Below are 24,364 nucleotides of genomic sequence, written 5' to 3'. Positions count from 1 at the left end.
GTTCTGTGTCAACAAGGGTGTCAGGAGGATCAGGCCATCTCCTTCAGCGGAACGGCGGCGTCGCGGAGGCGGTCGGCGGCGACCGCGGCGCGCTCCAGCACCAGCTTGCGGCCCTGCACATAATCCTTGACCGCGTTGACGCAGTCGAGCGCGATCACCCTGCCCCCGCGCAGATAGAGCAGCGAGAAGGCGCGCGTGGCGGGATCGCCCCGGACCACCACCTCGTCATAGCCGGTCGACAGGCCGACCGTCTGCAATTTCAGGTCGTATTGGTTCGACCAGAACCACGGCACCGCATCATATTCCGTCGCCTGCCCCATGATCGTCTTCGCCACCACCATGGCCTGGTCGTTGGCGTTCTGTACCGATTCCAGCCGGATCGCTCCCGCGGGCGCGAAGCGGTTGGCGTGGAGCGCGCAGTCGCCGATCGCGAAGACGTCGGCCAGCGTCGTGCGGCACTGCGCGTCCACCGCCACGCCGTTGCCGCCCTCCGCCCCCGCCGCCAGCAGCGGCGCGACCGCGGGGACGATGCCGATGCCCACGACCACCAGCTGCGCGGGCACCACGCCGCCGTCGACCAGTCGCACCCCCGCGACGCGCCCGTCGCGCCCCTCGATGCAGGCGACCTGCACCGACAGCCGCAGGTCAACGCCGTGCGCGCGATGCTCCGCCTCGTAGAAGCGCGACAGCGGTTCGCCCGCCACCCGCGCGAGCACGCGGTCCAGCGCCTCCAGCAGCACGACGCGCTTGCCCGCCTTCGCCAGCACCGCCGCAGCCTCCAGCCCGACATAGCCGCCGCCGATCACCACCGCCTGCTCGACGGTGGTCAGCTCGTCGCGCATCCGGTCCGCGTCCGCGCGGGTGCGCACCGTATGCACGCCGACCAGGTCCGCGCCCTCGCAGCCCAGCCGCCGCGGCGCGCCGCCGGTCGCCCACACGAGCTGCCGGTAGCCGATCGCCTCGCCGGCCTGCGTCGTTACCTGCCGCGCCGCCGCATCCACCGACGCGATCCGGGTGCCGGTACGCACCGTCACCGCGCGCTCCTGCCAGAAGGCAGCGGGCCGGATCAGCAGCCGCTCGAACGGCTTGTCGCCGGCGAGATATTCCTTGGACAGCGGCGGGCGCTCATAGGGTAGCTCGGGCTCGTCGCCCACCAGCAGGATCGACCCGGCGAACTTCGCCTGCCGCAGCTGGATCGCCACCTGCGCGCCGCCGTGCCCCGCGCCCACCACGACGACGTCGTACCGCTCCATGCCCCCTCCCGCGCTTCGTTCGCGGCATCCCCTAGGGACTGCCCGGCGGACCAACAAGGGACGGCACCGGTCGAGGCGCATCTTCCGCAATCCGCGCCGGAGCGGCTATGATCGGCCATGCACCACGCCACCTACCCTGCCCGCGCGCCGCTCGCCCCCGCCTTCGTCGAGGCGCTGAGCGACCGCTTCCGCTTCGAATGCCACCTTTCGGAGAGCATGCGGCGGCAGCACGGGCAGAGCGAGGCGCATTTCGCGGAGGTGCTGCCCGACGCCGTCGTCTTCGCCGCGACGACGCAGGACGTGGCGGACTGCGTCGCGCTGTGCGCCGCTTACGGCGTGCCCGTCGTGCCGTTCGGCGCGGGCACCTCGCTGGAAGGGCACGCGCTGCCGGTGCGCGGAGGCGTGTCCATCGACATGGGCAAGATGAACCGCATCCTGGCCGTCAACGCGGAGGACTTCGACTGCACGGTGGAGGCCGGCGTGCGGCGCGAGGAGCTGAACGCGCACCTGCGCGATACCGGCCTGTTCTTCCCGATCGATCCCGGTGCCAACGCCACCATCGGCGGCATGGCCGCGACGCGGGCGAGCGGGACCAATGCGGTGCGCTACGGCACGATGCGCGAGGCGGTGCTGTCGCTCACCGTCGTCACCGCGGACGGGCAGGTGATCCGCACCGCGCGGCGCGCCCGCAAGTCCGCCGCCGGCTACGACCTGACCCGGCTGTTCGTCGGCAGCGAGGGGACGCTGGGGATCATCACCGAGGTGACGCTGCGCCTCCACCCCATTCCGGAGACGATCACCAGCGCGGTCTGCGGCTTCGACCGCCTGCAGGGAGCGGTCGATACCGTGGTGCAGTCGATCCAGTCGGGCGTGCCGCTGGCACGCGTGGAGCTGCTCGACGATCGCCAGATCGCCGCCGTCAACGCCTGGTCGGCGATGGCGCTGCCCGAAGTGACGACGCTGTTCTTCGAATTCCACGGCTCGCCCGCCGGCGTGGCGGAGCAGGTGGAGACCGTGGCCGCGCTGGCGGAGGCGAACGGCGGCGGCGCCTTCGCCTTCTCCCACCTGGCGGAGGAGCGCGCGCGGCTGTGGAAGGCGCGGCACGAGGCCTATTACGCCGCGATCAACATGCGCCCCGGCGCGGTCGGCTGGACCACCGACGCGTGCGTGCCGATCAGCCGCCTGCCCGAGTGCATCCTCGCCACCCGCGCGGACATCGACGCGGGGTCCGTGCCGGCCACCATCCTGGGCCATGTCGGCGACGGCAATTTCCACGTCATCTTCTCGATCGACCCCGCCCGGCCCGAGGAGTTCGAGGAGGTGGCGCGGATCAACGCGCGGCTGGTGGAGCGGGCGCTGGCGATGGACGGCACCTGCACCGGCGAGCACGGCATCGGCATCGGCAAGCAGGACTGGCTGGAAGCGGAGCTGGGCGATGCGGTGGCGCTGATGCGGACGGTGAAGCGCGCGCTGGATCCCGGCGACATCCTGAACCCGGGCAAGATCTTCCGCGCCGAGGCGTGACGCCGGGCGCTTAACCCCATCCTCACCGTTGCGCCGCTACCCCGGCGCGCATGTTCCACGACCGCCGCCTGCATCACGCCGCGATCGACCCCCGCCCGGCGTCGGCGGTGTCGCACGGCGTGGGGATGGCCGGGCTGGCAGGACTGGCGGCGTGGATCGCGCTGGCGCGGCACCACGGCATGGACGGGCCGTACGCGGCGCTGGCCGGGATCGCGGCGTGCGGGGTGCCGATGGTGTTGTGGTCGCTGCTGGTCGACCGCGTCCACCGGCACGCCTCCACCGGCATCGACTGGACGGTGGCGCGGCCGTGGCGGGAGGCGATCGATGTGTCCTGCGTGAAGCTGGCGGGGTTGTGGTTCACCTGGGGCGCGATCGCGCTCGTCTACGCGACCTTCCGCTTCTACTGGGATGGCCCGTACACCTTCGCGATGGCCGCGCTGGGCGCGGCGGCGCCCATCCTCTTCGTCCTCTCCATCCCCTACGTGCTGTGGCTGGACCGCCACCTGGTGGAGCCGCGGGACGGGGCGTGGGCGCTGGGCGCCTGGCTGACCGGGCTCGCCCCGCTCGACGCGCAGGCGGTGGCGGCGCATGCGCGGAGCTGGGCGGTGAAGGGCTTCTTCCTCGCCTTCATGATCGCGATCGCGCCCGGCGGGTTCGGCGACTTCGTGCGAGCGGACCTCTCCTCCGCGCTCGGCGATCCGGTGAGCCTCGCCAACTGGCTCATCACGCTGATGTTCGTCGTCGACGTCGCCTTCGCCTGCGTCGGCTACCTGCTGACGCTGCGCCCGCTGGACGCGCACATCCGCAGCGCCAACCCGCACGCCGCCGCCTGGACTGCGGCGCTGATCTGCTACCCCCCCTTCATCATGATGGATGACGGGCGGCCGTTCGACTATCGCCCCGGCACCGCGGAGTGGAGCCACTGGCTGGCGGGGCACCCGCTGCTCCTCGCGGCGACCGGGGCCGTCCTGGTGCTGCTGACCGCCATCTACGCCTGGTCCACCGTCGCCTTCGGCCTGCGCTTCTCCAACCTGACCCACCGTGGCGTGCTGACCCACGGTCCCTATGCCTGGTCGCGGCACCCGGCCTATCTCAGCAAGAACCTGTTCTGGTGGATCTCCACCGTTCCCGTCCTGTCCACCGGCAGCCTGGTCGACGCCGCGCGGGCGACGATCCTGCTCGGCGTCGTCAGCGGCGTCTATTACTGGCGCGCGAAGACGGAGGAACGGCACCTGTCATCCGACCCGGCCTATCGTGCCTACAGCGAGTGGATGGAACGGCGCGGCGCGGTGCCGCGGTTCTGGCGCTGGGCACGGGGGCAGGATCAGAAGCTCTCCTCCGCGTAGACGCGCGACACGTCGCCGTTCCAGGCGCCGTGATAGCGGTCCAGCAGGCGCTGCGCGGGCACCTTCCCCGTCCGTACGATCTCGTGCAGCGGGTCGAGGAAGCCGGTCTCGTCGTCGCCCGACGCATTGTGCCGCGCCCGCGCCGCGAGGCCGCGGTGCGCGATGTCCAGCGCCGGCGCGGCCACGTCGCGCAGCGTCCCGCCGCCCGGCACCGGCGCGGTGAGCCCGAGCCGGGGCACCGCGTCGCGCAGCGCCTGCCGCTCCTCCAGCGTCCAGTGCTTCACCAGGTCCCACGCGGCGTCCAGCGCGGCATCGTCGTAGAGCAGACCCACCCACAGCGCGGGCAGCGCGCAGATGCGGTTCCACGGCCCGCCGTCCGCCCCGCGCATCTCGAGGAAGGTCTTCAGCCGCACCTCGGGGAAGGCGGTGGAGAGATGGTCGTTCCAGTCGTCGAGCGTCGGCTTCTCGCCCGGGAGGACGGACAGCTCGCCGCGCAGGAAATCGCGGAAGCTCAATCCCGCCGCGTCGATGTAGCGGCCCTCGCGATAGACGAAGTACATCGGCACATCGAGCATGTAATCGGCGTAGCGCTCGTAGCCGAAGCCGTCCTCGAACACGAACGGCAGCATCCCCGTGCGCGCCGGATCGGTATCCGACCAAATGTGCGAGCGGAAGGAGAGCAGGCCGTTCGGCCGCCCTTCGGTGAACGGCGAATTGGCGAACAGCGCGGTGGCGAGCGGTTGCAGCGCCAGGCCCACGCGGAACTTCTTCGCCATGTCCGCCTCGCCGGCATAATCCAGGTTCACCTGGATCGTGCAGGTGCGCAGCATCATGTCGAGGCCGAGCGAGCCGACCCGCGGCATGTGCCGGCGCATGATGTCGTAGCGGCCCTTGGGCATGATCGGCAGCTCGGCCCGGGTCTTGTCCGGCCACATGCCGAGGCCGAGGAAGCCGATGCCCAGCGCCTCCCCCGCGGCCTTCGCCTGCGCCAGGTGGCGGCCGGTCTCCGCGCAGGTCTGGTGCAGGTTCTCGAGCGGGGCGCCCGATAGCTCGAACTGGCCCGCCGGCTCCAGGCTGACCGATCCGTCCGCGCCGGTGAGCGCGATGATCTTGCCCCCCTCCTCCACCGGGCGCCAGCCGTGCGGGACCAGCGCCTCCAGCAGGTCGCGGATGCCGCCCTTCTCGTCCCACGACGGGGCATGGTGGTCGGCGACCGCATAGACGAACTTCTCGTGCTCGGTGCCGATGCGCCACCGCTCCGCCGGCTTCTCGCCGGAGGCGAAGTGGGCGATCAGCTGGTCGCGCGATTCGATGATCGGCGAGTTGCTCGATGAAACCGTCCTGGTCGTCATTTGCGCGCCTTACGCGGGGATGAACGGGTGCGCTAGGGGGACGCAAAGGTGCGCGCGAATGTTGAGGAGGTTGAGGCGCCTGCGCGTTTTGGCGGCGGAGGCGACGGGGACGCGGCGGGTTGGCGACGGTGGCGCGACGGTGGGGCGGCAGCCACGCGACGGATCGGCGCCTCGGACGCGTTTCTGGCGTTGGGTGTGGTTGAGGCTAAGGGGCATGAAGCGACGGCTTCGCCTCCGCAACTTGTTTCCCGCTGTTCGATCCCTTCCGGGAAAGAAGCGCAACCCGTCCGCCCCGCGCTACCAATCCCCCGCCGCCGCCATCCACAGCGCCACCGCCGCCGCCGCCGCGGTGTCCGCGCGCAGGATGCGCGGGCCGAGCGACACGCCCACCGCTTGCGGCAGCGCGCGCACCGCCTCGCGTTCCTCGTCGTCGAAGCCGCCTTCCGGGCCGATCAGCACCGCGGCCGGGCCGGGGCGGGCGCGCATCGCCTCCAGCGCGGGGGCGCCGCCCTGCTCGTCGGCGAAGAACAAGGCGCGCTCCGCCGGCCAGTCGCGCAGCAGGGCCGCCAGCTTCGCCGGCTCGGCCACCTGCGGCAGGGCGGTGCGGCCGCATTGCTCCGCCGCCTCCACCATGTGCGCGCGCAGGCGGTCCGTGTTGGGACGGTCCACCACCGTCCGGCGCGTCAGCACGGGCACCAGCCGCGCGACGCCCAGTTCGCACGCCTTTTCCGCCATCCAGTCGACGCGGCCCTTCTTCAGCGGCGCGGCGAGCAGCCACAGGTCGGGCACCGCCTCGCGCTCGCGCAGCCGCTCGGCCACGTCCAGCGTCAGGTCGCGCCTGCCGACATGGGAGGCGGTGGCGAGCCACTCCCCCGTCACGTCGTCGAACAGCTTCACCGGATCGCCCGGCCTCATCCGCATGACGCCGACGAGATAGTGCGCCGCCGGGCCGGACAGCGCCAGCGGGCCGGGCGCGAGCGGCGCCTCGACGAACAGCCGCGGGGTGGAGCGCGGCGGCCAGGCGGGCGTGGCGCCGCTCATCGCCGCCCCCGCGCCAGCAGCAGCCGCGCGACCAGGAACAGCAGCGCGCCCGCCAGCGCGATGGCCAGCACCAGCCCCGTCACCATCCCGGCCACGCGCAGGAAGGCGAACAGCAGCGCTTCGAAGAAGCGGCCGATCGCAACGGACAGGTGGATCATCGGCGCGTCACTTCGACGCGGGGACCCGCGTCCAGCGCTGCTCCTTGCAGCCCAGCGTGCCGAACAGGCAGCCGGTGGCGACCAGCGTGTCGCGCCCGGCGAGCGCAAGCGTGCCCGCCACCTCGGTGCCGAGGTCGGGCACCAGCACCGTCCCCGCCCAGCCGCCGTCGGGCGCGCGGCGGAAATCGCGCAGCAGCGGCGTGCCGACCAGCTGCGGCGTGCCGCCCGCCGCCGCATCCGCCTTCGCCTTGTCGCTCGCCGCGACCACGGTGCCGCACAGCCCCGCCCCGCACGGCGCCACGCGGATGCGCACGCTGTCGCCCGCGTTGCGCCACGTGCCGGCGAACGGCGAGGATTGCGCCGCGGCCGGGGTGGCGAGCAGGACGGCGAGGAGAGGAAGGATCCGCATGGCGCGAAGATAGGCGCGGGATGGGGCGAAGGTAAGGCGGGGACGGCGGGCCGCGAGCCCGCTTCGCGCGAAGGCGCGGGGACGCGAAGAAGGGTGGTTCACGCGGAGGCGCGGAGGCGCGGAGAAGGTGTGTGCGCGGGAGCGTCTCGCATCGGTCGGGCGGCATTGACATGCTGGAGGCGTCCTGAGGCCGCCGCCGACGGCTCGGAGCCGGTCGACACGCCGCCCCCCCCCCCCCCGGCCTGCGCTTGAACGACCGTCCTCGCAGCGTCGCGCGAGGTGCTGGCCCCCGCGGGGGGGGGGCGCGCGTCGCGTCGGGCGGCGAGGTGGGGGCCAGGGCGGCGATCGGTGGGTTCCTGAGGTGGCTGGCGCGCAAGGGGCTGCTGTTCCTGGCGCTGTTCGCCGCGATCCTCTTCTACCATTGGGCGCATCCCTCGTTCGAGAGCTTCACTGCGCTGAGCGACAGTGCGCGGCGGCTGGAGGCGGGGCGGGCGGAGTTGTCCGCCGCGGCGAGCGGCGGGATCGACGCGGCCAACGCACGGATCGCCGCGGCCGGCACGATGGGGCGCGAGGCGATCGTCGCGCGGCGCGATGCCGCGGTGCGGGACCGCGCCGCGGTGGCCGGTTCCTGCGGCAGCGACGTGGCCGCGCTGCTGACCGGCGGCGCCGACCGGGTGATCGCGAACCGCCGTGCGTGCTTCGCGGCGACGCTGCTGACGCGCGAGATCGCGACGCTCGACGCGCTGCTCGCCAGCGTGGACGCGCGCAAGCCGGGGGAGAGCGTGGATGCCGCGATCGCCCGCCACCGCCGCGTGATCGCGCAGGCGAGCGCCTTCGAGGCGCAGGCGGCGGCGCGGCGCGAGGCGATGCGGCGCGACATGCTGCCGGACGTGGCGCAGGGTGGGCGGCTGCGGCAGGAGGAGGCGGTGATCGCGGTCGCGCGCGGCTATCGCACCCGCGCGGGCACCAGCGTCGCCGCGCTGGAGCGGACGCGCGGCGCGACGCTGGCCGCGACGCGCGCGGCGGAGGCGGGCATGGCGGAGGCGGCGGCGGCGTACCGGGCGCTGACCGACGACCGCGCGAAGGCGCTGAGCGGCAACCTGATCCACCGCGCGCGCGCCTGGGCGGAGGCGAACGAGGTACCACGCGCGCTGCGCGCCGCCGGGGCGGCGCTGCTGCTGATCCTGCTGACGCCGCTGCTGATCCGGCTGTTCTGCTATTACGTACTCGCCCCGCTGGCGATGCGGCGGGCGGCGATCCGCGTGCGGGTGCCGGGAGGTAGCGTCGCGATCGCGCCGGCGGAGCGCTCCGCGACGTCGGTGGGCGTGCGGCTGGACGAGGGGTGGGAATTGCTGGTGCGGCAGGACTATCTGCAGACCACCAGCCAGGCCGGCGCCAAGGGAACGCAGTGGCTGCTCGACTGGCGCCACCCCGTCGCCAGCATCGCCACCGGGCTGACCTTCCTGACGCGGATCCGCGGCGCGGGCGAGGTGACGACGGTGTCCGCCACGCGCGATCCCTTCGCCGAGGTGACGGTGCTGGCGCTGCCCGAGGGCGGCGCCTGCGTGCTCCACCCGCGCGCGCTGGCGGCGGTGGCGCAGCCGATCGGGCGCCCGCTACGCGTTTCCAGCCACTGGCGGCTGTTCTCGCTGAACGCCTGGCTGACGCTGCAGCTGCGCTACCTCGTCTTGCACGGGCCGGCGCGGCTGGTCGTGAAGGGCGGGCGCGGCATCCGCGTGGAGCGGGCCGAGCGGGGGCGCGTGTTCGGGCAGGACCAGCTGGTCGGCTTCTCCGCCGACCTCGCCTATTCGGTGACGCGGGCGGAGACGTTCTGGCCCTACCTGCTCGGCCGCGAATCGCTGCTGAAGGACCGCGTCGCGGCGGGCGACGGCGTGCTGGTGGTGGAGGAGGCGCCGTTCGCGGGGCGGCGCGCGAAGGGACCGGCGCGGGGGATCGAGGGGATGATCGACGCGGGGATGAAGATGTTCGGGATGTAGGCTAGGGCGCGCTCATCATGACCGCGATCGTTCCCGACAGCGAGGCCCGCGGGCTCGTCGCCGCCCTGCCGCCCCGCCTTCGCGGCTTCGCGCTGCTGGCGCGGTTCGACCGGCCGATCGGCTGGTGGCTGCTGTTCTTCCCCGGCGCGTGGGGCGTGGCGCTGGCCGGGGGCGTGGTGGCGCGGTGGGACCTGATCGCGTGGCTGCTGCTCGGCAGCGTCGCGATGCGCGGCGCGGGATGCGTCTACAACGACATCGTCGACCGCGACCTCGACGCGCAGGTCGCCCGCACGCGCGACCGGCCGCTGGCGAGCGGGGCCATCTCGCTGCGCTCGGCGTGGATCTGGCTCGTCCTGCTGTGCCTGGTGGGGCTTCTCGTCCTGCTCCAGCTGCGGTGGCCCGCGGCGCTGGTGTCGCTCGCGGCGCTGGCGCCGGTGGCGGCCTATCCGTTCATGAAGCGGATCACCTGGTGGCCGCAGGCGTGGCTGGGGCTGGTGTTCAGCTGGGCGGCGCTGGTCGGGTGGACCGAGGCGTGGGGATCGCCGACGCTGCCCGGCCTCACGCTCTACGCGGGCACCGTGTTCTGGGTCGTCGGGTACGACACGATCTACGCGCTGCAGGACCGGGAGGACGACGCGCTGGTCGGCATCCGCTCCTCCGCGCTGCGGCTGGGCGCGCACGTGCGCGGCGGCGTCGCCGCCTGCTACGCGCTGGCGCTGGCGCTGTGGGGCGCCGCGCTGTGGCAGGTGCGCGCCGATCCGCTCGTCTTCCTCTCGCTGGCGCCCGCGGCGGCGCACCTGTTCTGGCAAGTAGCGACGCTGTCGCCCGATGATGCCGATGTGAGGGCGGGGGCCGGCGCGCTGCGGCGGTTCCGCGCCAACCGGTTCACCGGGTTGCTCGTCTTCCTCGCCTGCGCGGCGGTGGGGACGCCGCTCTAGTCCGACACCGCAGCTTGTTGACGCCGGGCACACGCCCTAAGTCCGCCCGATGCTGACCACCGACCAGGCGCAGGAACGCGCCCACGACATCGTCCGCCGTGCCACCGCCGCGGGCGCGGACGCCGCCGACGCCGTGTTCGCCGCCGACGCCGCGACCGAAGTGTCGGTGCGACTGGGCAAGCTGGAGGACGTGGGCCGCAGCGAATCGGAGGAGCTGGGGCTGCGCGTCTTCGTCGGGCAGCGCTCCGCCAGCGTCTCCACCACCGACCTGTCGCCCGCCGCGCTGGCCGCGCTGGCCGAGCGCGCGGTGGCGATGGCGCGCGAGGCGCCGGAGGATCGCTGGGCAGGGCTCGCGCCCCAGGAGCGGCTGATGCACGGCGCGCCGCCGCTGCTGGACCTGGCCGACGCGGGCGAGGTGTCGCCCGAGCAACTGCGCGCCGCCGCCGAGGAGGCGGAGGAGGCCGCGCGCGCCGTCCCCGGCGTCAGCAACAGCGAGGGCGGCGGCGCGTCCGCCTCCGCCAGCGTGTGGGCGCTGGCGACTAGCCACGGCTTCGCGGGCGCCTATCGCACCACCGGCTACGGCGTGTCCGCCAGCGTGATCGCGGGCACCGGCGCGGGGATGCAGCGCGACTACGACTTCCATTCCGCGCGCCACCGCGACCGGCTGGACGCGCCGGCGGACATCGGCCGCCGCGCCGGCGAGCGGGCGGTGGCGCGGCTCGATCCCGGCAAGGTCGCCTCGGGCGCGATGCCGGTGGTGTTCGATCCGCGCGTCGGCGCCGGGCTGCTCGGCCACCTGTCGGGTGCGATCGCGGGATCGGCCATCGCGCGCAAGACCAGCTTCCTGCTCGACGCGCTGGGCACCCGCGTCTTCGCGCCGGGCGTGTGCGTGCGCGACGACCCGCACCGGCCGCACGGGCTGCGCAGTCGGCCGTTCGACGGCGAGGGCCTGCCCGTCAGTCCGGTGGCGATCGTGGAGGACGGGATGCTGGAGACGTGGCTGCTCGACAGCGCGTCGGCGCGGCAGCTGGGACTGGAGCCGACCGGCCACGCCGCGCGCGGCATCGGCGGCGCGCCGGGCGTGACGACCAGCAACCTCTACATGGAGGCGGGCAAGGTGCCGGTCGCCACGCTGATCGGCGACATCGCGCGCGGCGTCTACGTCACCGAACTGATCGGCCAGGGCGTGAACCCGGTGACGGGCGACTATAGCCGCGGCGCGTCGGGCTTCCTGATCGAGGACGGCGAGATCACCGGTGCCATCGCGGAGTTCACGATCGCGGGCAACCTGATCGCGATGTTCGGCGCGCTGACGCCGGCCAACGACCTCTCCTTCCGCTACGGCATCAACGCGCCCACGCTGCGGATCGACGGCATGACGGTGGCGGGTGGCTGAGGCCGCCGCCGTTCCCGCCGAACTCGCCGACGCGGTGGCCGGGATCGCCGAGGAGGCGGGCGCGCTGGCCTTCGCCCGCTGGCGCACCGACTTCGCGCGATGGGAAAAATCGCCCGGCAGCCCGGTGTGCGAGGTCGACCTCGACATCGACCGGATGCTGCGCGCGCGCCTCTCCGCGCTGCTGCCCGACGCGGGATGGCTGTCCGAGGAGACGGCGGACAATGCCGACCGGCTGACGGCCGGGCGGGTGTGGGTGGTCGATCCGATCGACGGCACGCGCGACTATATCCGCGGGCGGCCCGGCTGGTGCGTGTCGATCGCGCTGATCGATCACGGCCAGCCCGTGCTGGGCGTGCTGGAGGCGCCGGCACGCGGCGAGGCGTGGCGCGCTTCGGCGGGCCGGGGCGCGACGCTGAACGGCGCGGCGCTGCGCGCGGGCGACCGCCGCGTGCTGGCGGGCGCGCGCGTACCGGTCGACGCGCTGCCCAAGGCGGACCGGCTGCTGACCGCGGTGGAGAAGCCCAATTCGATCGCGCTGCGCATGGCGATGGTGGCCGACGACCGCGCCGACCTGGTCGCGACGCTGCGCTGGGGCAACGAATGGGACATCGCCGCCGCCGTGCTGATCGCGACCGAGGCGGGGGCGGCGGCGACCGACGCGATCGGCGGGACGCTGGCGTTCAACAAGGCGGACCCGCGGGCGTTCGGCGTGATCGTGAGCACCGCCGGCATCCACGACGCGGCGGTGGCGCATCTCGCCGAGCGGGCGCGCGTGGCGATGGGGTAGCGGGCGGACCGTTACAGGCCGCGGACGAACCAGACGACGAACCCGGCCACAGCCAGGAGCGCGAGCGCGAGCATCGCGCGCACGACGGGCGGGTCCCGCGGCGCGACGGCCGAGGGCCAGGGCCGCGTCAACGCGAGCAGCGGTGTGACGAACGCGGCGCCCGCGCCCGCGACGCGGACCCAATCGAGCATGACCCAGCGCCGCGCCATCGCGACCGACTGCGCGTCGGAGATGGTGTCCCTGGATGAACCGATGCCGTGATAGTAGAGCGCGGCGTTCATCGGCCAGAAGGCGACCACCGTCAGGATCAGCAGCAGCAGGATACCGATGGAGGGCACGCAGAGCAGCCAGCGATAGTGCCACGGGGTGCGCCACCCGGCCGCCAGCGCGCCGAACCCCGCCACCAGCATCGCCGCCGACAGCGGGATGAAGAAGACTCCGGTGTCGACCGGCCATTGTTGGCCGTAAGGCATCATGGCGAGCGACGCGGGCGGATGCGCGCTCCATGCGCCGGCCAGCACGAGGAGATCGAACAGCTTGGCGCCGAGCAGCGGCCCGCCCGCCAGAACGGCCAGCCAAAGGAACGCCCGCGTGATGCCTCGCCTGCGCGTCATGCCGCTCCCTTCCACCGGTCGGCTCGATCATCCGCCACCACGGCCGCGAAGGCAATCCGACCGTGGCGTCCACCGATCGCGCGGCCGACTGGCGGGCGATCGATCGCCGTTGTACGCTGTGTCGCGGAGGTGCCCCGGTATGCGACCCCTAGGATCCATCGTCATGACGCTGGCCATGTCGACCAGCCTGCCCGCCGCGGCGCAGACAGAAGATGCCGCGCGACGGCAGATCGCCCGGGCGGAGGACGATTGGCGCAAGGCGCGGATCGCGGGCGACACCGCCTTCCTCGAACGCTTCTACGCGGCGGAGGGGCGTATCCAGGGAATGGACGGCAAGGTGCAGTCGCGCGCCGCGGATATCGCGCTGTTCAAGTCCGGCAAGATCAAGCCGAAGTTCATCCACCACGGCCCGCTCGACATCGCGGTCTACGGCGACACGGCGGTGGTGACGGGCGTCGACCATCTCGGTGGCACCGCCTTCGGCCGCTACGGCGAGATGTACCTGCGGTTCACCGACGTGCTGATCCGGCGGGACGGTCGCTGGCAGCTCGTCGTCCAGCAGACGACGCCGACCTCCGGCTTCTGACGGCGACCGGCCCGCCTACCGCCGCCGGTCCCGCGCCGGCATCGGCCGCAGCCGGACGCCGATCGACAGCACCAGCGGCCAGAACAAGGTGTTGGCGATGTCCGGCCCCGTGTCCCACCAGCGCCAGCTGCCATAGTGCATCCGATCCAGCACCTCGTTCGCCGCCTCCGCCGCGACGACGAACCAGAACGGGATGAACGTCCCCAGCCCGCGCGCCGTCAGCACCCGTGCCGCGATCAGCACCGCCATCCCGGCGTGGATGTGCAGGATCGTGTCCGACAGACCCGTGCCGTCGCCGATCCACGTGATGAAACGGGCGTAGAGGCCGGGGAAGTCGATCACGTCGTCGGTATCACTTCTGACAGGCGACGATCGCGGTCACGACGCTGATGGTCTCCGCCGGATCACGAACCTTCACCACGTCGCAGCCCGCCTCCTTCGCCGGATAGTCGTTGCCGCCGGGGAAGATCGCATCGCCGATGAACAGCATGTCGGCGATGGCGTAGCCGCTGTGCTCCGCCAGCTTGCGCAGGCCATAGCCCTTGTCCACGCCCTCGCGCGTGATGTCGATCGAGGTGGCACCGCCCATGTTGATGGCGAGGCCGGGGAGCCGCTGGCGCAGGTCCGCCTGGATCACCTTGCGCTTCTCGAACTTGGGATCCCAATGTTCCTTCGCCTCGATCGGCGCCTGCTGACCCAGTGCGGAGAAGGTGATCTGCGAGCCGCGATCCTCGATCCGCTCGCCCCAGGTCTGCTCGGGCGTGAAGCCGGTCGCCTCCAGGCTGTCGTTGAACGCCGCGATGATCTTCTGCTTCTCGGCCTCGTCGAACAGCTCGGCATAGACGGTCTGCCACGCGCCGTCGCGGTGGACGAACAGCTTCGTGCCCGTCGTCGGCATCATCCACAGCCGCGACAGGTCCGCGCGCGCGGGCAGGTTCTGGGCGATCTGCTTGTCGAACTGCGGCCAGTCGCCGCCGGAGATCACCGCCACGTCGGCGACCTGGAGCAGGTCGGCCAGCGTCTCCGCCATGTCGGGCTGCACCGCCTGCTTGCTGAGCGCGAGCGTGCCGTCGAGGTCGAAGGCGACGAGCTTCTTCATTCACTGATCTCCGAGGATGTAGGTGTCGATCGCGTGTGCGACGCCGTCGCGGTCGTTGGCAAGCGTGACGTGGCCGCCGCGGTCGCGCGCCGCCGCCTTTACCGCGTCGGGCGCGTTGCCCATCGCGATCGGCAGGCCGGCGCGGGCGAGCATCGGCAGGTCGTTGGCCTGGTCGCCCACCGCCGCCACCTGGTCGAGCGGGACGCGGCTCGCCTGCGCCAGCGCGGCGATGCCGTCGCCCTTGTTCGCCGCCAGCGCGGTGACGTCGAGGTAATAGGCCTGCGACTGCGCGATCGTCGCGGCGTCGCCGTGCGCGTTGCGGCAGGCCTCATACAGCGCGTGGAGCCGCGCGGTATCGTCGCTGACGAAGGTGATCTTGTCGGCGCGCTCCAGCAGGGGAGAAAGGTCGGCGACGACGACGGGTTCCTGCGCCGAGCTGACGCGCTCGCTGTCGGTGTGCGGGCCGTGGCCGTCGGTGGCGTACCAGCGGTCGTCGGCGAAGACCCAGGTGTCGACGCCCTTCCCCGCCGCGATCGCGATCACGCCGCGCGCGACCGCGGGCGGGATCGTCTCGCGCGACAGGACCGTGCCGTCGCGGCGGAACAGGATCCCGCCGTTGAACGCCGCGACCGTCCCGTCGAGCGCCAGCGGGCCGAGCAGCGGCACGATGCCCGACATCGGCCGCGCGCTGATGACGGTAAAGCCGACGCCTGCCGCGCGCAGTCGCGCCACCGCCGCGATCGTGCCGGGGGTCAGGCGCTTGTGCGCGTCGACCAGCGTGCCGTCGAGGTCGGAAACGAGGAGGCGGATGCGCCCGTGACCCGCGGCGACCACTATTGCGGGATCTCGACGTGGCCGCCGAAGCCGAAGCGCATCGCCGACAGCATCTTGTCGCCGAAGGTGTTCTCCACCCGGCTGCGATAGCGGGCGAACAGCGCCGTCGTCAGCACGTGCGCGGGCACCGCCTCCTCCATCGCGGCGTCGACGGTCCAGCGCCCCTCGCCCGAATCGGCGACGTGCCCGGAGAATTGCTCCAGCTTCGCATCCTTCGCGAGGCCCAGCGCGATGAGGTCGAGCAGCCAGGAGGAGATCACGCTGCCGCGCCGCCACACCTCGGCGACGTCGGTGAGGTTCAGGTCGTAGCGTTCGTCCTCGGGAAGCTTGTCCGACGCCTTGCCCTTCAGGATGTCGAAACCCTCGGCATAGGCCTGCATCAGGCCGTATTCGATGCCGTTGTGGACCATCTTCACGAAATGCCCCGCGCCCGCGGGGCCGGCGTGGATATAGCCCTGCTCCGCGCGCGGGTCGGTCTGCCCGTCGAGGCGACCCTGGGTGCGGTCGATCGTGCCCATGCCGGGGGCCAGCGCGGCGAAGACGGGATCGAGCCGGGCGACGACCTCCTCCGGCCCGCCGATCATCATGCAATAGCCGCGCTCACGCCCCCACACCCCGCCCGACGTGCCGACGTCGACGTAGTCGAGGCCGCGCTCCTTCAGTGCCTTGGCGCGACGGATATCGTCCTTGTAGAAGCTGTTGCCGCCGTCGATCACCACCTCGCCCGGCTGCGCGCCCGCGGCGATCGCGTCGATCGTCGCGTCGGTGATCTCGCCCGCGGGCAGCATGATCCACCAGTGCGCGGGCTGTTCCAGCTTGGCGCGCACGTCGTCGAGCGAGGTCGCCGCGATCGCGCCCTCCGCCGCCAGCTTCGCCACCGCGTCGGCGTCGCGGTCGAAGGCGACGATCTCGTGCCCCGCCGCCATCAGCCGGCGCGCCATGTTGCCGCCCATCCGGCCGAGGCCGATCATCGCCAGTTTCATGCTTCGTGTCCTCCACCGCTCGCGCGCTCAATCGCCACCTGCCCGGCAAGGTTCCGCCAAGGCCCGGGCAACGCGCGGGCAAGACATGCTTGCTTGCCCTGCCCGCCCCTCCCGCCGCATGACGGCGCCGCATACCCGGGGGGCGACGAATGGAGTGGTTGAGCGCGCTGGCGGGGTTGCTGGTCGGCCTGGTCGTCGGCGTGACGGGCGTGGGCGGCGGATCGCTGATGTCCCCCATCCTGATCCTGCTGTTCGGCGTGGCGCCCGCCACCGCGGTCGGCACCGACCTGTGGTTCGCCGCGGTGACGAAGACGGTGGGCGGCGCGATCCACCACCGCCACGACAATGCCGACTGGCAGGTGGCGCGGCGGCTGTGGCTGGGCAGCATCCCGGCCACGCTGGCGACCTTGTGGTGGCTGTGGTCGCACCATCGCGCGGCGGAGAAGGGCGGGCTGATCGTCACCGTGCTGGGCGCGGCGCTGGTGCTGTCGGCGCTGTTCACGCCGTTCCGCGCGCGACTGGTCGCGCGGGCCGCACGCAGCGACGGCGGCGGCCTGCGCCGCTGGCAGCCGGCGCTGACGGTGGCGGCGGGGGCGCTGCTGGGGGCGCTCATCACGCTGACGTCGGTGGGCGCGGGCGCGCTGGGCGCGTCGCTGCTGCTGCTGCTCTACCCGGTGCGGCTGACGCCCAAGCGCCTGGTCGGCACCGACATCCTGCACGCGGTGCCCGTCGCGCTGATCGGCGGCATCGGCCACGCGATGATCGGCAACATCGACCTGGCGCTGCTCGGCGCGCTGCTGGCCGGATCGGTGCCGGGGGTCGCGATCGGGTCGACGCTGGCGGCGCGCGTGTCGGACCGGGTGGTCACGCCGGCGCTGGCGCTGGTGCTGCTGGTCGTGGGCGTCAGGCTGCTGGTGTAGGGCGCGTCGTCACCTCGCTCCCGTTCGTCCCGGGGAGCCGTCGAGCCTGCCGAAACGGCGTCTCGGAGGATGGCTGGCCATGCTTCGAGACGAGCACGAACGGTGACGGCAACCTACGCGGCGGCGGCGCGGGCGGCGCGCAGGAGGTCGGTGGCGGCGTCGATGGTCAGCGGACGGCCGAACAGGAAGCCCTGCAGCGTGCTGCACCCCTGCTGCTCCAGCTGCGCCAGCTGGCCGTCGTTCTCCACGCCCTCCGCCGTCGTTTCCATCTCCAGCGCGGTGGCGAGATCGACGATCGCCTTCACGATCGCCGCGGCGCTGGGATCGTCGGCGATGTTCGTGACGAAGGAGCGGTCGATCTTGATCTTGTCGAACGGGAAGGAGCGAAGATAGCTGAGCGAGGAATAGCCCGTGCCGAAATCGTCCAGCGCGACGCGCACGCCCATCGCGCGAAGCATGTGCAGCATCTGCTGGACGTGGTCCTGCCCGTCGAGGAACACCGATTCGGTGATCTCGATCTCCAGCCGGTTCGGCGACAGCCCGCTGCGCGCCAGCGCCTGGAGCACCACGTTGCGAAAGCCGGGCGCGCGGAACTGGATCGGCGAGACGTTGACGGCGACGCGGATGTCCTCCGGCCAGCGGCTGGCGACGCGGCACGCCTCGTGCAGCACCCACTCGCCGATCGCGACGATCAGCCCGGTCTCCTCCGCCACCGGCACGAACTCCACCGGCGGGATGAAGCCGCGCTCCGAATGCGGCCAGCGCAGCAGCGCCTCGAACCCCTTGATGCGCGCATCGCCCGCCGCGACGATCGGCTGGAAGTGCAGCTGCAGCTGCCCGCTGCGGATCGCGATGCGCAGGTCGGTCTCGATCTGCCGGCGCCGGCGCGCCGCCTCGTCCAGCGAGGGCTCGAAGAAGCGATAGCCGCCGCGCCCGTCCTGCTTCGCGCGATACAGCGCAAGGTCGGCGTTCTTCACCAGCGTCTCCGCGCTGGTGCCGTCGGCGGGGAACAGCGCGATGCCGATGCTGGTGCCGATCGGCAGGACATGGCCGGCGACGTCCAGCGGCTCGATCAGCGCGTCCAGGATCGCCTGCGCGAGCCGGCGGGCGCGCCCCCGATCCTCCGCCTCGGCGACGACGATGGCGAATTCGTCGCCGCCCAGCCGCGCCACCATGGCGTCCTCCGCCATCTCGTCCAGCAACCGTGCGACGCGGCGAAGCAGGCCGTCGCCGACGGGATGGCCGAGGGTGTCGTTGATCCCCTTGAATCCGTCGAGGTCGAGGCAGAGCACGGCGAGTTCCTCCCCCGTGCGCCCCGCGCGCGCCACCGCCTGGTCGAGCGACTGGTGGAAGAAGGTGCGGTTCGGCAGATCGGTGAGCCCGTCGTGGAAAGCGAGGTGCGTGATCCGCTCCTCACGCTCCTTGATGCCGTGGGACATGCGGTTGAACGAGCGGGCGAGACGGCCGATCTCGTCCTCGGTCTCGATCGCTACCTCGGTCCGCTCGCCGTCCTCCAGCCGCCGCGCGGCGCGGTCGAGCGCCGCAATCGGCCGCGCGATGCCGCGCGCCAGCCGACCGCTGCCCAGCACGATCGCGAGCAGCCAGGCGATGCCGGCGAGCACGAGGCCGACCTGGATCGAGCGATAGGCCTCCATTGCGCGCGCCATCGGATAGCTGAGCAGCAGCGCCGCCTGCGCGCGCCCGTCCGGCCCGGGCAGCGGCTTCAGCATGGCGAAGCTCTGCCCATCCGCGGTGTCCAGCGTGGCGACGCGCGAGGGCGGCACCGCCAGCGGAACGGAGGTGGCGCCATCGCTCCACGCGCCGCGGCGGCGGGTGACGATGGTGGCGTTAAGCGGGATCGCCGACAGCTTCTCCAGCGCGGCCATCTCGCGATCGCCGAGCGGCACGATGAAGGCGATCCGCCCGATCTCCAGCGGCGCCAGCACCGGGGCGGTGACGACGCGATAGACCCGGCCGTCGTGGGCGATCACCGTGTCGCGCTCGACCGTCGCGGCGACCGCCGGCATCGCGCCGCGCAGCGCGCCGGCGTCGCCGATCACCCCACCGTCCGTGTCGATCAGCACCGCGCGCGGCACCTCCGCCCGCTCGCGCAGGCTGTCGAGCGCGGAGGCGATCGTCGCCACGTCGTGCGTCGCCACCGCAGAGCGGAAGCCGAAGTCGCGCGCCACCACGTCGGCGGCATTGGCGAGCGAGCGCGCGCGCACCTGCCACAGCCGGTCGTACACGGTGCCGCTGGCCGCCAGTTCCGCCGCGGCGGTGCGGCGCGCGCCCTGCCGGATCGTCAACTGCGCGGTGATCGCCAGCGCCACCAGGCCGAGCGTGAACAGCCCGGCGTAGAGGACGGTGATCCGCGTGCGCAGCGAACGGAAGGCGGGAACGGGTGCGATCATCGCCGCAATCGCAGCACGGTCGCGAGCCCCGACCCCGCCACCGTCGCGGGCTGCGACAGCGTGTTGCCGGCGGCGCGGATCGACGGGTGCCACACGGCGAGGACGCCGCGCCCGGCGCCCGCGTCCATCCGCACGCGGCCGTCGGCGTCGGTGACCGCGGCATAGGGGGTGGCGGTGACGAAGACGACGCCGCTCATCGCGTCGTGGATGTTGCACCCCAGCGCCACCGCGCCCGGGCGGTCGAAGGCGATGCTGCGGTCGTCCTCGCGCCCGTAGAGCTTCAGGTCGAACCGCTTGGGCGCGGAGAAGGAATAGACGTGGTGGCGGACGCGATCGAGGTTGGGAAAGCTGACCGACGCGCCCACCGGCACGACCAGCACGTGCGGCGCGAAGGCGATGTTCTGCTGCTTCATCACATAGGGGCCGCGCGGCACCGGCGGCGCGACGCCCGGCATGGTCAGCGTCACCACCGCGCCGGGGAGCGGCGTGCCGTCCGCCGCCTGCACCTGCACCACCACCGGCGCCGCCACGGCCGCCGGCGCGCCGAGGAGAAGGAAGGCGAGCGGCAGGACGGGGAGTTGGCGCATGACGCCTCCTAGGCCGCGCCGGGTTTCCGAGCGGTAAAGGCTTCATCGTTAACGGCAAATTTGCCAATCCGGTGCCACAGCGCGGCGATGATCCGGCCCCTGCTGCTTTCCGCCATGACGGCGGCCCTTGTCCTGCCCGCCACCGCCCCGCCCGCCGAGGCGAGGAACCGCCGGTCGGGCGGCAAGCTGCTGCTGACCAACGGCGTCAGCACGGTGGAGGGGAGCGCGGGCGGCGGGCTCGCCACCTGGGCCGTGGTCGCCGGCAACGAGACGCGGGACGGCATCGGCGGCGCGGGCCATGCGACTCTCGTGGCGCTGCCCGACTTCGACCTGGAGACCGCCGGCGCCGCGATCGGCGTCAACGACCGGGTGGAGCTGTCCTACGCGCGGCAGAGTTTCGACACGCGCGCGGCGGGCGCGGCGCTGGGGCTGGGGCGCGGCTTCACCTTCCGCCAGCACGTGATCGGCGCGAAGCTGCGCGTGGCGGGAGACGCGGTGTTCGACCAGGACCGGTGGCTTCCGCAGATCGCGATCGGCGTGCAGCACCGCATCAACGATCGCGGCGCGACCGTCCGCGCGGTCGGCGCGCGCGCGAGCCGCGGCACCGACGTCTACGTCGCCGCGACCAAGCTGCTGCTGGCGCGCAGCCTGCTGCTGGACGGGACGCTGCGGTGGACGAAGGCGAACCAGTTCGGCCTGCTCGGCTTCGGCGGCGACCGGCGCGCCGGGCACGGCGTGCAGGCGGAGGGGTCGGCCGCGTACATGCTGAGCCGGCGGCTGGTCGTCGGCGCCGAATACCGGTCCAAACCGGACAATCTGGGCTTCGCGCGCGAGCAGGATGCGTGGGACGCCTTCGCCGCGCTGGCCGTCACGCGCCACCTGTCCGTCACCGCGGCCTATGTCGACCTGGGCGACATCGCGACCGTGCGCGACCAGCGCGGCGCCTTTCTCTCGATCCAAGGAGCCTTCTGAGATGATCCTGGCGCTCGCGCTGCTGTTGCAGGCCGTTCCGGCGGAGGAGCCGGTCGATCCCTATCCGGTGTCGAACGCCAACGCCGGCACCACGCCGATCCGCGACCCGGCGCTGTGGCGCGCCTTCCACGGCAGGGAGGGAGTCGGCCGCGTCGTCGACGGGATGGTCGACCGGGTGCAGAAGGACCCGCGCATCGCCGACATCTTCAAGGGGCACGACCTGGTCCGCCTGCGCCGCGTGCTGCGCGAGCATTTCTGCCACGTGCTGGGCGGGGGATGCGACTACACCGGCCGCACGATGCGCGACGCGCACAAGGACATGGGCGTGCAGCAGGCCGATATGGGCGCGCTGATCGAGAACCTGCAGGCGTCCATGCGTGCGGAGGGCGTGCCCTTCCACGCGCAGAACCGCTTCCTCGCCAAGCTGGCGCCGATGCGGCGGGACGTGGTGCAGCGCTGAGGCGCCGCACCGTCCGCCGGAAACCGTCAGAGCACCTGGTCGGTGGCGAGGCCCCAGGCGGCGTAGCCCAGCAGGATCGCCGACGCCGCCGCGGTGGTGCCGAGCAGGACGTAGCCGACATATTGCAGCATCGGCGGATTGGGCCGCTGCGCCCTCGCGTTGCGCGACGCGCCGGACAGCACGAAGCTCATCAGCATTCCGTAGGTGAAGACCACCGCACCCAGCATAAAAACCCCGCCCGCTCCTGAAAGAAACCCTTTGGCGCCATCGCCCCCCGGCGATCGCCTCTCCCGTTAACCATATCGGCGGCGGCCTACAAATCCGTTAACGCGCCCCTCGCCGCTTGCGTCCCACGGCCCGCCGATTACGGACGGGGCGATGACGATCCGACTGGCCGTGTTCGACTGCGACGGCACCCTTTCCGACGGGCAGGCCAACATCTGCCGCGCGATGGAGGCCGCCTATGCCGCGGGCGGGCTGCCCGTTCCGCCGCGCGAGGCGATCCGCGGCATCGTCGGCCTCAGCCTGGTGGAGGCGGTTGCGGCGCTCTCGCCCGAGGCGGACGCGGCGCTGCACCGCGCGCTGGCGGCGGACTACAAGGCCGCGTTCTTCCGCATGAGGACGGCGGGCGAGCTGGACGCGGAGCCGCTGTACGACGGGCTGGCCGCGACGCTGGACGCGCTGGCGGCGGACGGCTGGCTGCTGGGCATCGCCACCGGCAAGTCGGACCGCGGGCTGGCGCACCTGCTGGCGCACCACGGCCTTTCCGACCGGTTCGTCACCCTGCAGACCGCGGACCGGCACCCGTCCAAGCCGCACCCGGCGATGCTGGAGGCGGCCATGGCGCAAGCGGGCGCGCTGCCCCATATGACCGCGATGATCGGCGACACCAGCTACGACATGGCGATGGCGCGCGCCGCGGGCGTGCGCGCGGTCGGCGTCACCTGGGGCTATCACGACGAGGCGACGCTGCGCGCGGCGGGCGCGCAGGCGATCGCCCGGACGGGCGCGCAGATCGCGGCGTGCCTGGCGTGAGCGGCGATCCGGCGCGGCCGCGCTGGCTGGCGATCGTCGCCACCCGGCTGGCGGGCACGTTCGGCGCGATCCTGGGCGTCGTTCTGCTGGGCCGCGCGCACGACTGGCCGACGAAGGCGCTGGGCGTCGCCATCGTCGCCGCCGCGCTGTTCATGATCGCGACCGTGCCGCGCGCGCTGGCACGGCGGTGGAGGACGCCGGAGTGAAGCGGTTCTGGAAGGACGTGGGCATCGACGCCGATGGGGTCGTGCGGCTGGACGATCGCCCCGTGCGCACCCCCGGCCGGACCCCGCTGGCGCTGCCCACCGCCGCGCTGGCCGAGGCGGTGGCGGCGGAGTGGCGCGGCGTCGGCGACACGCTGGACCCGCGCGCCATGCCGCTGACGGGCCTGGCCAACGCCGCGATCGACCGGGTCGGCGCGGGCACGGCGGCGGACACGGCGCGCTACGGCGAGAGCGACCTCCTCTACTATCGCGCCGACGCGCCCGCCGACCTCGTCGCGCGGCAGGCGGCGGCATGGGACCCGCTGCTCGACTGGGCACGCAAGCGCTACGACGTGCATTTCGAGCCGGTGGCAGGCGTCATGCACCACGCCCAGCCCGCCGCCACCGTGGCGCGGCTGGCCGAGGCGGTGGCGAGCCGCGACGCCTTCGCACTGGTGGCGCTGTCGAAGCTGGTGACGCTGACGGGCACGCTGGTGGGCGCGCTGGCGCTGGCGGAGGGCGCGGCCGACGCCGACACGCTGTGGCGCGCCGCGCACGTCGACGAGGACTGGCAGGCCGAGCAATGGGGCGAGGACGCGCTGGCGACCGAGGCGATGGAGGCCAAGCGGCGCGACTATGACGCGGCGGTCACGTTCCTGCGCTTGCTGGGCGGCTGACGTCGTCCCCGCTGGCGGAGGGCTGCGCTTCGTGGCGCTCCCCCTCCGCCATGCTGCGCATGGTCCCCCTCCCCGTGCGGGGGAGGCTATTAGCGGCGCAGCTTGCGGATGAAGCCGATCAGGCCGGTCTGCCGCGAGCGCTTCAGCCGCTCCGCCGCCAGGATGGTGCGGACGTGGGCGAAGCATGCGTCGACGTCGTCGTTGACGAGGACGTAGTCGTAGCCGTCCCAGTGGCTGATCTCCGCGTCGGCGCGGGCCATGCGGCGGTCGATGATCTCCTGCGCGTCGGTGGCGCGGCCTTCCAGCCGGCGGCGCAGCTCCTCCATCGACGGCGGCAGGATGAAGACGCGCACGACGTCGCCGCCGGCGATCTGGTGCAGCTGCTGCGCGCCCTGCCAGTCGATGTCGAACAACACGTCCTTGCCCGCCGCCAGCATCGCCTCCACCGGCGCGCGCGGCGTGCCGTAGCGCTGGTCGAAGACGTGCGCCCATTCGAGGAACTCCTCCGCCTTCGCCATCTCGCGGAAGCGGTCGAGCGTGACGAAGTGATAGTCGCGCCCGTCCTCCTCGCCGCGGCGGATCGCGCGGGTGGTGGCGGAGATGGAGAGCGACAGCTCCGGCTCGGCGGCGAGCAGCAGCCGCGCGATCGTCGACTTGCCCGCGCCCGACGGCGAGGAGAGGACGAACAGCACTCCGCGGCGCCGGAAGCTGTGCGGGTCGGGCGGGATGGCGGCGTCCATGCGGGCTGATGGCCCGCGACCCCGCGCCGCGTCAACCTCTGC

Annotated in this window: 27 protein-coding genes; 13 read left to right on the top strand and 14 right to left on the bottom strand. The window is 72.8% G+C overall.

Features of this window, described 5'->3' with window-relative positions:
* Window positions 1-29 precede the first annotated feature (29 nt).
* A complete protein-coding gene (locus HBH26_RS06030; RefSeq protein WP_168133701.1) occupies window positions 30-1,253 on the bottom strand; it encodes an NAD(P)/FAD-dependent oxidoreductase in 1,224 nt (407 codons plus the stop codon).
* A 117-nt stretch (window positions 1,254-1,370) separates the two neighbouring features.
* On the opposite strand from HBH26_RS06030, the gene HBH26_RS06025 reads away from it, so the two are divergent.
* Complete coding sequence (locus HBH26_RS06025) at window positions 1,371-2,777, top strand: FAD-binding oxidoreductase (protein WP_168133700.1); 1,407 nt, start codon at window positions 1,371-1,373, stop codon at window positions 2,775-2,777.
* Window positions 2,778-2,827: 50 nt separating this feature from the next.
* Window positions 2,828-4,123: a methyltransferase family protein gene (locus HBH26_RS06020; protein WP_168133699.1), complete on the top strand. Its 1,296-nt coding sequence runs from the start codon at window positions 2,828-2,830 to the stop codon at window positions 4,121-4,123.
* On the opposite strand, the gene HBH26_RS06015 is transcribed toward HBH26_RS06020, so the two are convergent.
* The 4 genes from HBH26_RS06015 to HBH26_RS06000 all read right to left on the bottom strand — a co-directional run bounded on the left by HBH26_RS06015 (window position 4,102) and on the right by HBH26_RS06000 (window position 7,083).
* Window positions 4,102-5,475 carry a glutamate--cysteine ligase gene (locus HBH26_RS06015; protein WP_168133698.1) on the bottom strand — a complete coding sequence of 458 codons (1,374 nt, stop codon included), beginning with the start codon at window positions 5,473-5,475 and terminating at the stop codon, window positions 4,102-4,104. The genes HBH26_RS06020 and HBH26_RS06015 overlap by 22 nt on opposite strands.
* Window positions 5,476-5,772: 297 nt before the next feature.
* Window positions 5,773-6,516, bottom strand: coding sequence for a 16S rRNA (uracil(1498)-N(3))-methyltransferase (locus HBH26_RS06010; protein WP_168133697.1), 744 nt, complete (start codon window positions 6,514-6,516; stop codon window positions 5,773-5,775).
* The gene (locus HBH26_RS06005; protein WP_168133696.1) at window positions 6,513-6,674 is read right to left on the bottom strand and encodes a hypothetical protein; all 162 of its coding nucleotides are present in this window, start codon (window positions 6,672-6,674) and stop codon (window positions 6,513-6,515) included. The genes HBH26_RS06010 and HBH26_RS06005 overlap by 4 nt, the downstream gene beginning before the upstream one ends.
* Before the next feature lie 7 nt (window positions 6,675-6,681).
* A complete protein-coding gene (locus HBH26_RS06000; RefSeq protein ID WP_168133695.1) occupies window positions 6,682-7,083 on the bottom strand; it encodes a DUF2147 domain-containing protein in 402 nt (133 codons plus the stop codon).
* A gap of 326 nt (window positions 7,084-7,409) precedes the next feature.
* Here HBH26_RS06000 and HBH26_RS05995 point away from each other — a divergent pair, with 326 nt between their 5' ends.
* Genes HBH26_RS05995 through HBH26_RS05980 form a run of 4 tightly spaced genes read left to right on the top strand, consistent with a single transcriptional unit; the run spans window position 7,410 to window position 12,201 of the window.
* A complete protein-coding gene (locus HBH26_RS05995; RefSeq protein ID WP_168133694.1) occupies window positions 7,410-9,080 on the top strand; it encodes a hypothetical protein in 1,671 nt (556 codons plus the stop codon).
* A 17-nt stretch (window positions 9,081-9,097) separates the two neighbouring features.
* Window positions 9,098-10,018 (top strand): 4-hydroxybenzoate octaprenyltransferase, encoded by a 921-nt coding sequence (gene ubiA, locus HBH26_RS05990; RefSeq protein WP_168133693.1) that lies wholly within the window; start codon window positions 9,098-9,100, stop codon window positions 10,016-10,018.
* A 49-nt stretch (window positions 10,019-10,067) separates the two neighbouring features.
* Complete coding sequence (locus HBH26_RS05985; protein WP_168133692.1) at window positions 10,068-11,414, top strand: TldD/PmbA family protein; 1,347 nt, start codon at window positions 10,068-10,070, stop codon at window positions 11,412-11,414.
* Window positions 11,407-12,201 (top strand): inositol monophosphatase family protein, encoded by a 795-nt coding sequence (locus HBH26_RS05980; RefSeq protein ID WP_168133691.1) that lies wholly within the window; start codon window positions 11,407-11,409, stop codon window positions 12,199-12,201. The genes HBH26_RS05985 and HBH26_RS05980 overlap by 8 nt, the downstream gene beginning before the upstream one ends.
* An 11-nt stretch (window positions 12,202-12,212) precedes the next feature.
* On the opposite strand, the gene HBH26_RS05975 is transcribed toward HBH26_RS05980, so the two are convergent.
* Window positions 12,213-12,815 (bottom strand): anthrone oxygenase family protein, encoded by a 603-nt coding sequence (locus HBH26_RS05975; RefSeq protein ID WP_168133690.1) that lies wholly within the window; start codon window positions 12,813-12,815, stop codon window positions 12,213-12,215.
* A 163-nt stretch (window positions 12,816-12,978) separates the two neighbouring features.
* On the opposite strand from HBH26_RS05975, the gene HBH26_RS05970 reads away from it, so the two are divergent.
* Window positions 12,979-13,401: a nuclear transport factor 2 family protein gene (locus tag HBH26_RS05970; protein WP_168133689.1), complete on the top strand. Its 423-nt coding sequence runs from the start codon at window positions 12,979-12,981 to the stop codon at window positions 13,399-13,401.
* Window positions 13,402-13,416: 15 nt separating this feature from the next.
* Here the strand turns inward: HBH26_RS05970 and HBH26_RS05965 are convergent, their stop codons facing one another.
* The 4 genes from HBH26_RS05965 to gnd are packed head-to-tail and all read right to left on the bottom strand — an operon-like array spanning window position 13,417 to window position 16,317.
* A complete protein-coding gene (locus HBH26_RS05965) occupies window positions 13,417-13,743 on the bottom strand; it encodes a hypothetical protein (protein WP_338057265.1) in 327 nt (108 codons plus the stop codon).
* 10 nt (window positions 13,744-13,753) lie between these two features.
* A complete protein-coding gene (locus HBH26_RS05960; RefSeq protein WP_168133688.1) occupies window positions 13,754-14,500 on the bottom strand; it encodes an HAD-IIB family hydrolase in 747 nt (248 codons plus the stop codon).
* Window positions 14,501-15,334, bottom strand: a complete 834-nt coding sequence (locus tag HBH26_RS05955; RefSeq protein ID WP_168133687.1) for a Cof-type HAD-IIB family hydrolase — start codon at window positions 15,332-15,334, stop codon at window positions 14,501-14,503.
* Window positions 15,334-16,317, bottom strand: coding sequence for a phosphogluconate dehydrogenase (NAD(+)-dependent, decarboxylating) (gnd, locus tag HBH26_RS05950; RefSeq protein WP_168133686.1), 984 nt, complete (start codon window positions 16,315-16,317; stop codon window positions 15,334-15,336). Before gnd ends, HBH26_RS05955 begins: the two co-directional genes overlap by 1 nt.
* A 149-nt stretch (window positions 16,318-16,466) precedes the next feature.
* Between gnd and HBH26_RS05945 the strand changes: the two genes are divergently transcribed.
* On the top strand, window positions 16,467-17,237 hold the full coding sequence (locus tag HBH26_RS05945; RefSeq protein ID WP_168133685.1) for a sulfite exporter TauE/SafE family protein: 771 nt from the start codon (window positions 16,467-16,469) through the stop codon (window positions 17,235-17,237).
* 113 nt (window positions 17,238-17,350) lie between these two features.
* On the opposite strand, the gene HBH26_RS05940 is transcribed toward HBH26_RS05945, so the two are convergent.
* Together HBH26_RS05940 and HBH26_RS05935 are read right to left on the bottom strand one after the other, a co-directional pair.
* Window positions 17,351-19,648: a putative bifunctional diguanylate cyclase/phosphodiesterase gene (locus HBH26_RS05940; protein ID WP_168133684.1), complete on the bottom strand. Its 2,298-nt coding sequence runs from the start codon at window positions 19,646-19,648 to the stop codon at window positions 17,351-17,353.
* Window positions 19,645-20,235: a cupredoxin domain-containing protein gene (locus HBH26_RS05935; RefSeq protein WP_168133683.1), complete on the bottom strand. Its 591-nt coding sequence runs from the start codon at window positions 20,233-20,235 to the stop codon at window positions 19,645-19,647. The genes HBH26_RS05940 and HBH26_RS05935 overlap by 4 nt, the downstream gene beginning before the upstream one ends.
* Window positions 20,236-20,322: 87 nt before the next feature.
* Between HBH26_RS05935 and HBH26_RS05930 the strand changes: the two genes are divergently transcribed.
* Both HBH26_RS05930 and HBH26_RS05925 read left to right on the top strand, forming a co-directional pair.
* Window positions 20,323-21,207 carry a DUF3034 family protein gene (locus HBH26_RS05930; protein ID WP_168133682.1) on the top strand — a complete coding sequence of 295 codons (885 nt, stop codon included), beginning with the start codon at window positions 20,323-20,325 and terminating at the stop codon, window positions 21,205-21,207.
* 1 nt (window position 21,208) lies between these two features.
* Window positions 21,209-21,667, top strand: a complete 459-nt coding sequence (locus tag HBH26_RS05925; RefSeq protein WP_168133681.1) for a group I truncated hemoglobin — start codon at window positions 21,209-21,211, stop codon at window positions 21,665-21,667.
* A 26-nt stretch (window positions 21,668-21,693) separates the two neighbouring features.
* Here the strand turns inward: HBH26_RS05925 and HBH26_RS05920 are convergent, their stop codons facing one another.
* Window positions 21,694-21,894 (bottom strand): hypothetical protein, encoded by a 201-nt coding sequence (locus tag HBH26_RS05920; RefSeq protein ID WP_168133680.1) that lies wholly within the window; start codon window positions 21,892-21,894, stop codon window positions 21,694-21,696.
* 151 nt (window positions 21,895-22,045) lie between these two features.
* On the opposite strand from HBH26_RS05920, the gene HBH26_RS05915 reads away from it, so the two are divergent.
* From HBH26_RS05915 to HBH26_RS05905, 3 genes are read left to right on the top strand one after another with little or no spacing between them, the layout of a single operon-like run.
* Window positions 22,046-22,702: an HAD-IA family hydrolase gene (locus HBH26_RS05915; RefSeq protein WP_168133679.1), complete on the top strand. Its 657-nt coding sequence runs from the start codon at window positions 22,046-22,048 to the stop codon at window positions 22,700-22,702.
* Window positions 22,699-22,908, top strand: coding sequence for a hypothetical protein (locus HBH26_RS05910; RefSeq protein ID WP_168133678.1), 210 nt, complete (start codon window positions 22,699-22,701; stop codon window positions 22,906-22,908). Before HBH26_RS05915 ends, HBH26_RS05910 begins: the two co-directional genes overlap by 4 nt.
* The gene (locus HBH26_RS05905; RefSeq protein ID WP_168133677.1) at window positions 22,905-23,582 is read left to right on the top strand and encodes an ATP12 family protein; all 678 of its coding nucleotides are present in this window, start codon (window positions 22,905-22,907) and stop codon (window positions 23,580-23,582) included. Before HBH26_RS05910 ends, HBH26_RS05905 begins: the two co-directional genes overlap by 4 nt.
* Before the next feature lie 89 nt (window positions 23,583-23,671).
* Here the strand turns inward: HBH26_RS05905 and gmk are convergent, their stop codons facing one another.
* Window positions 23,672-24,322 (bottom strand): guanylate kinase, encoded by a 651-nt coding sequence (gmk, locus tag HBH26_RS05900; RefSeq protein ID WP_168133676.1) that lies wholly within the window; start codon window positions 24,320-24,322, stop codon window positions 23,672-23,674.
* Window positions 24,323-24,364: the final 42 nt, after the last annotated feature.

Source organism: Sphingomonas corticis (assembly GCF_012035195.1).
Lineage (GTDB): Bacteria > Pseudomonadota > Alphaproteobacteria > Sphingomonadales > Sphingomonadaceae > Sphingomonas > Sphingomonas corticis.
Note: the sequence above shows the minus strand (reverse complement) of the source record. Positions and strands in the feature narration are given on the sequence as shown.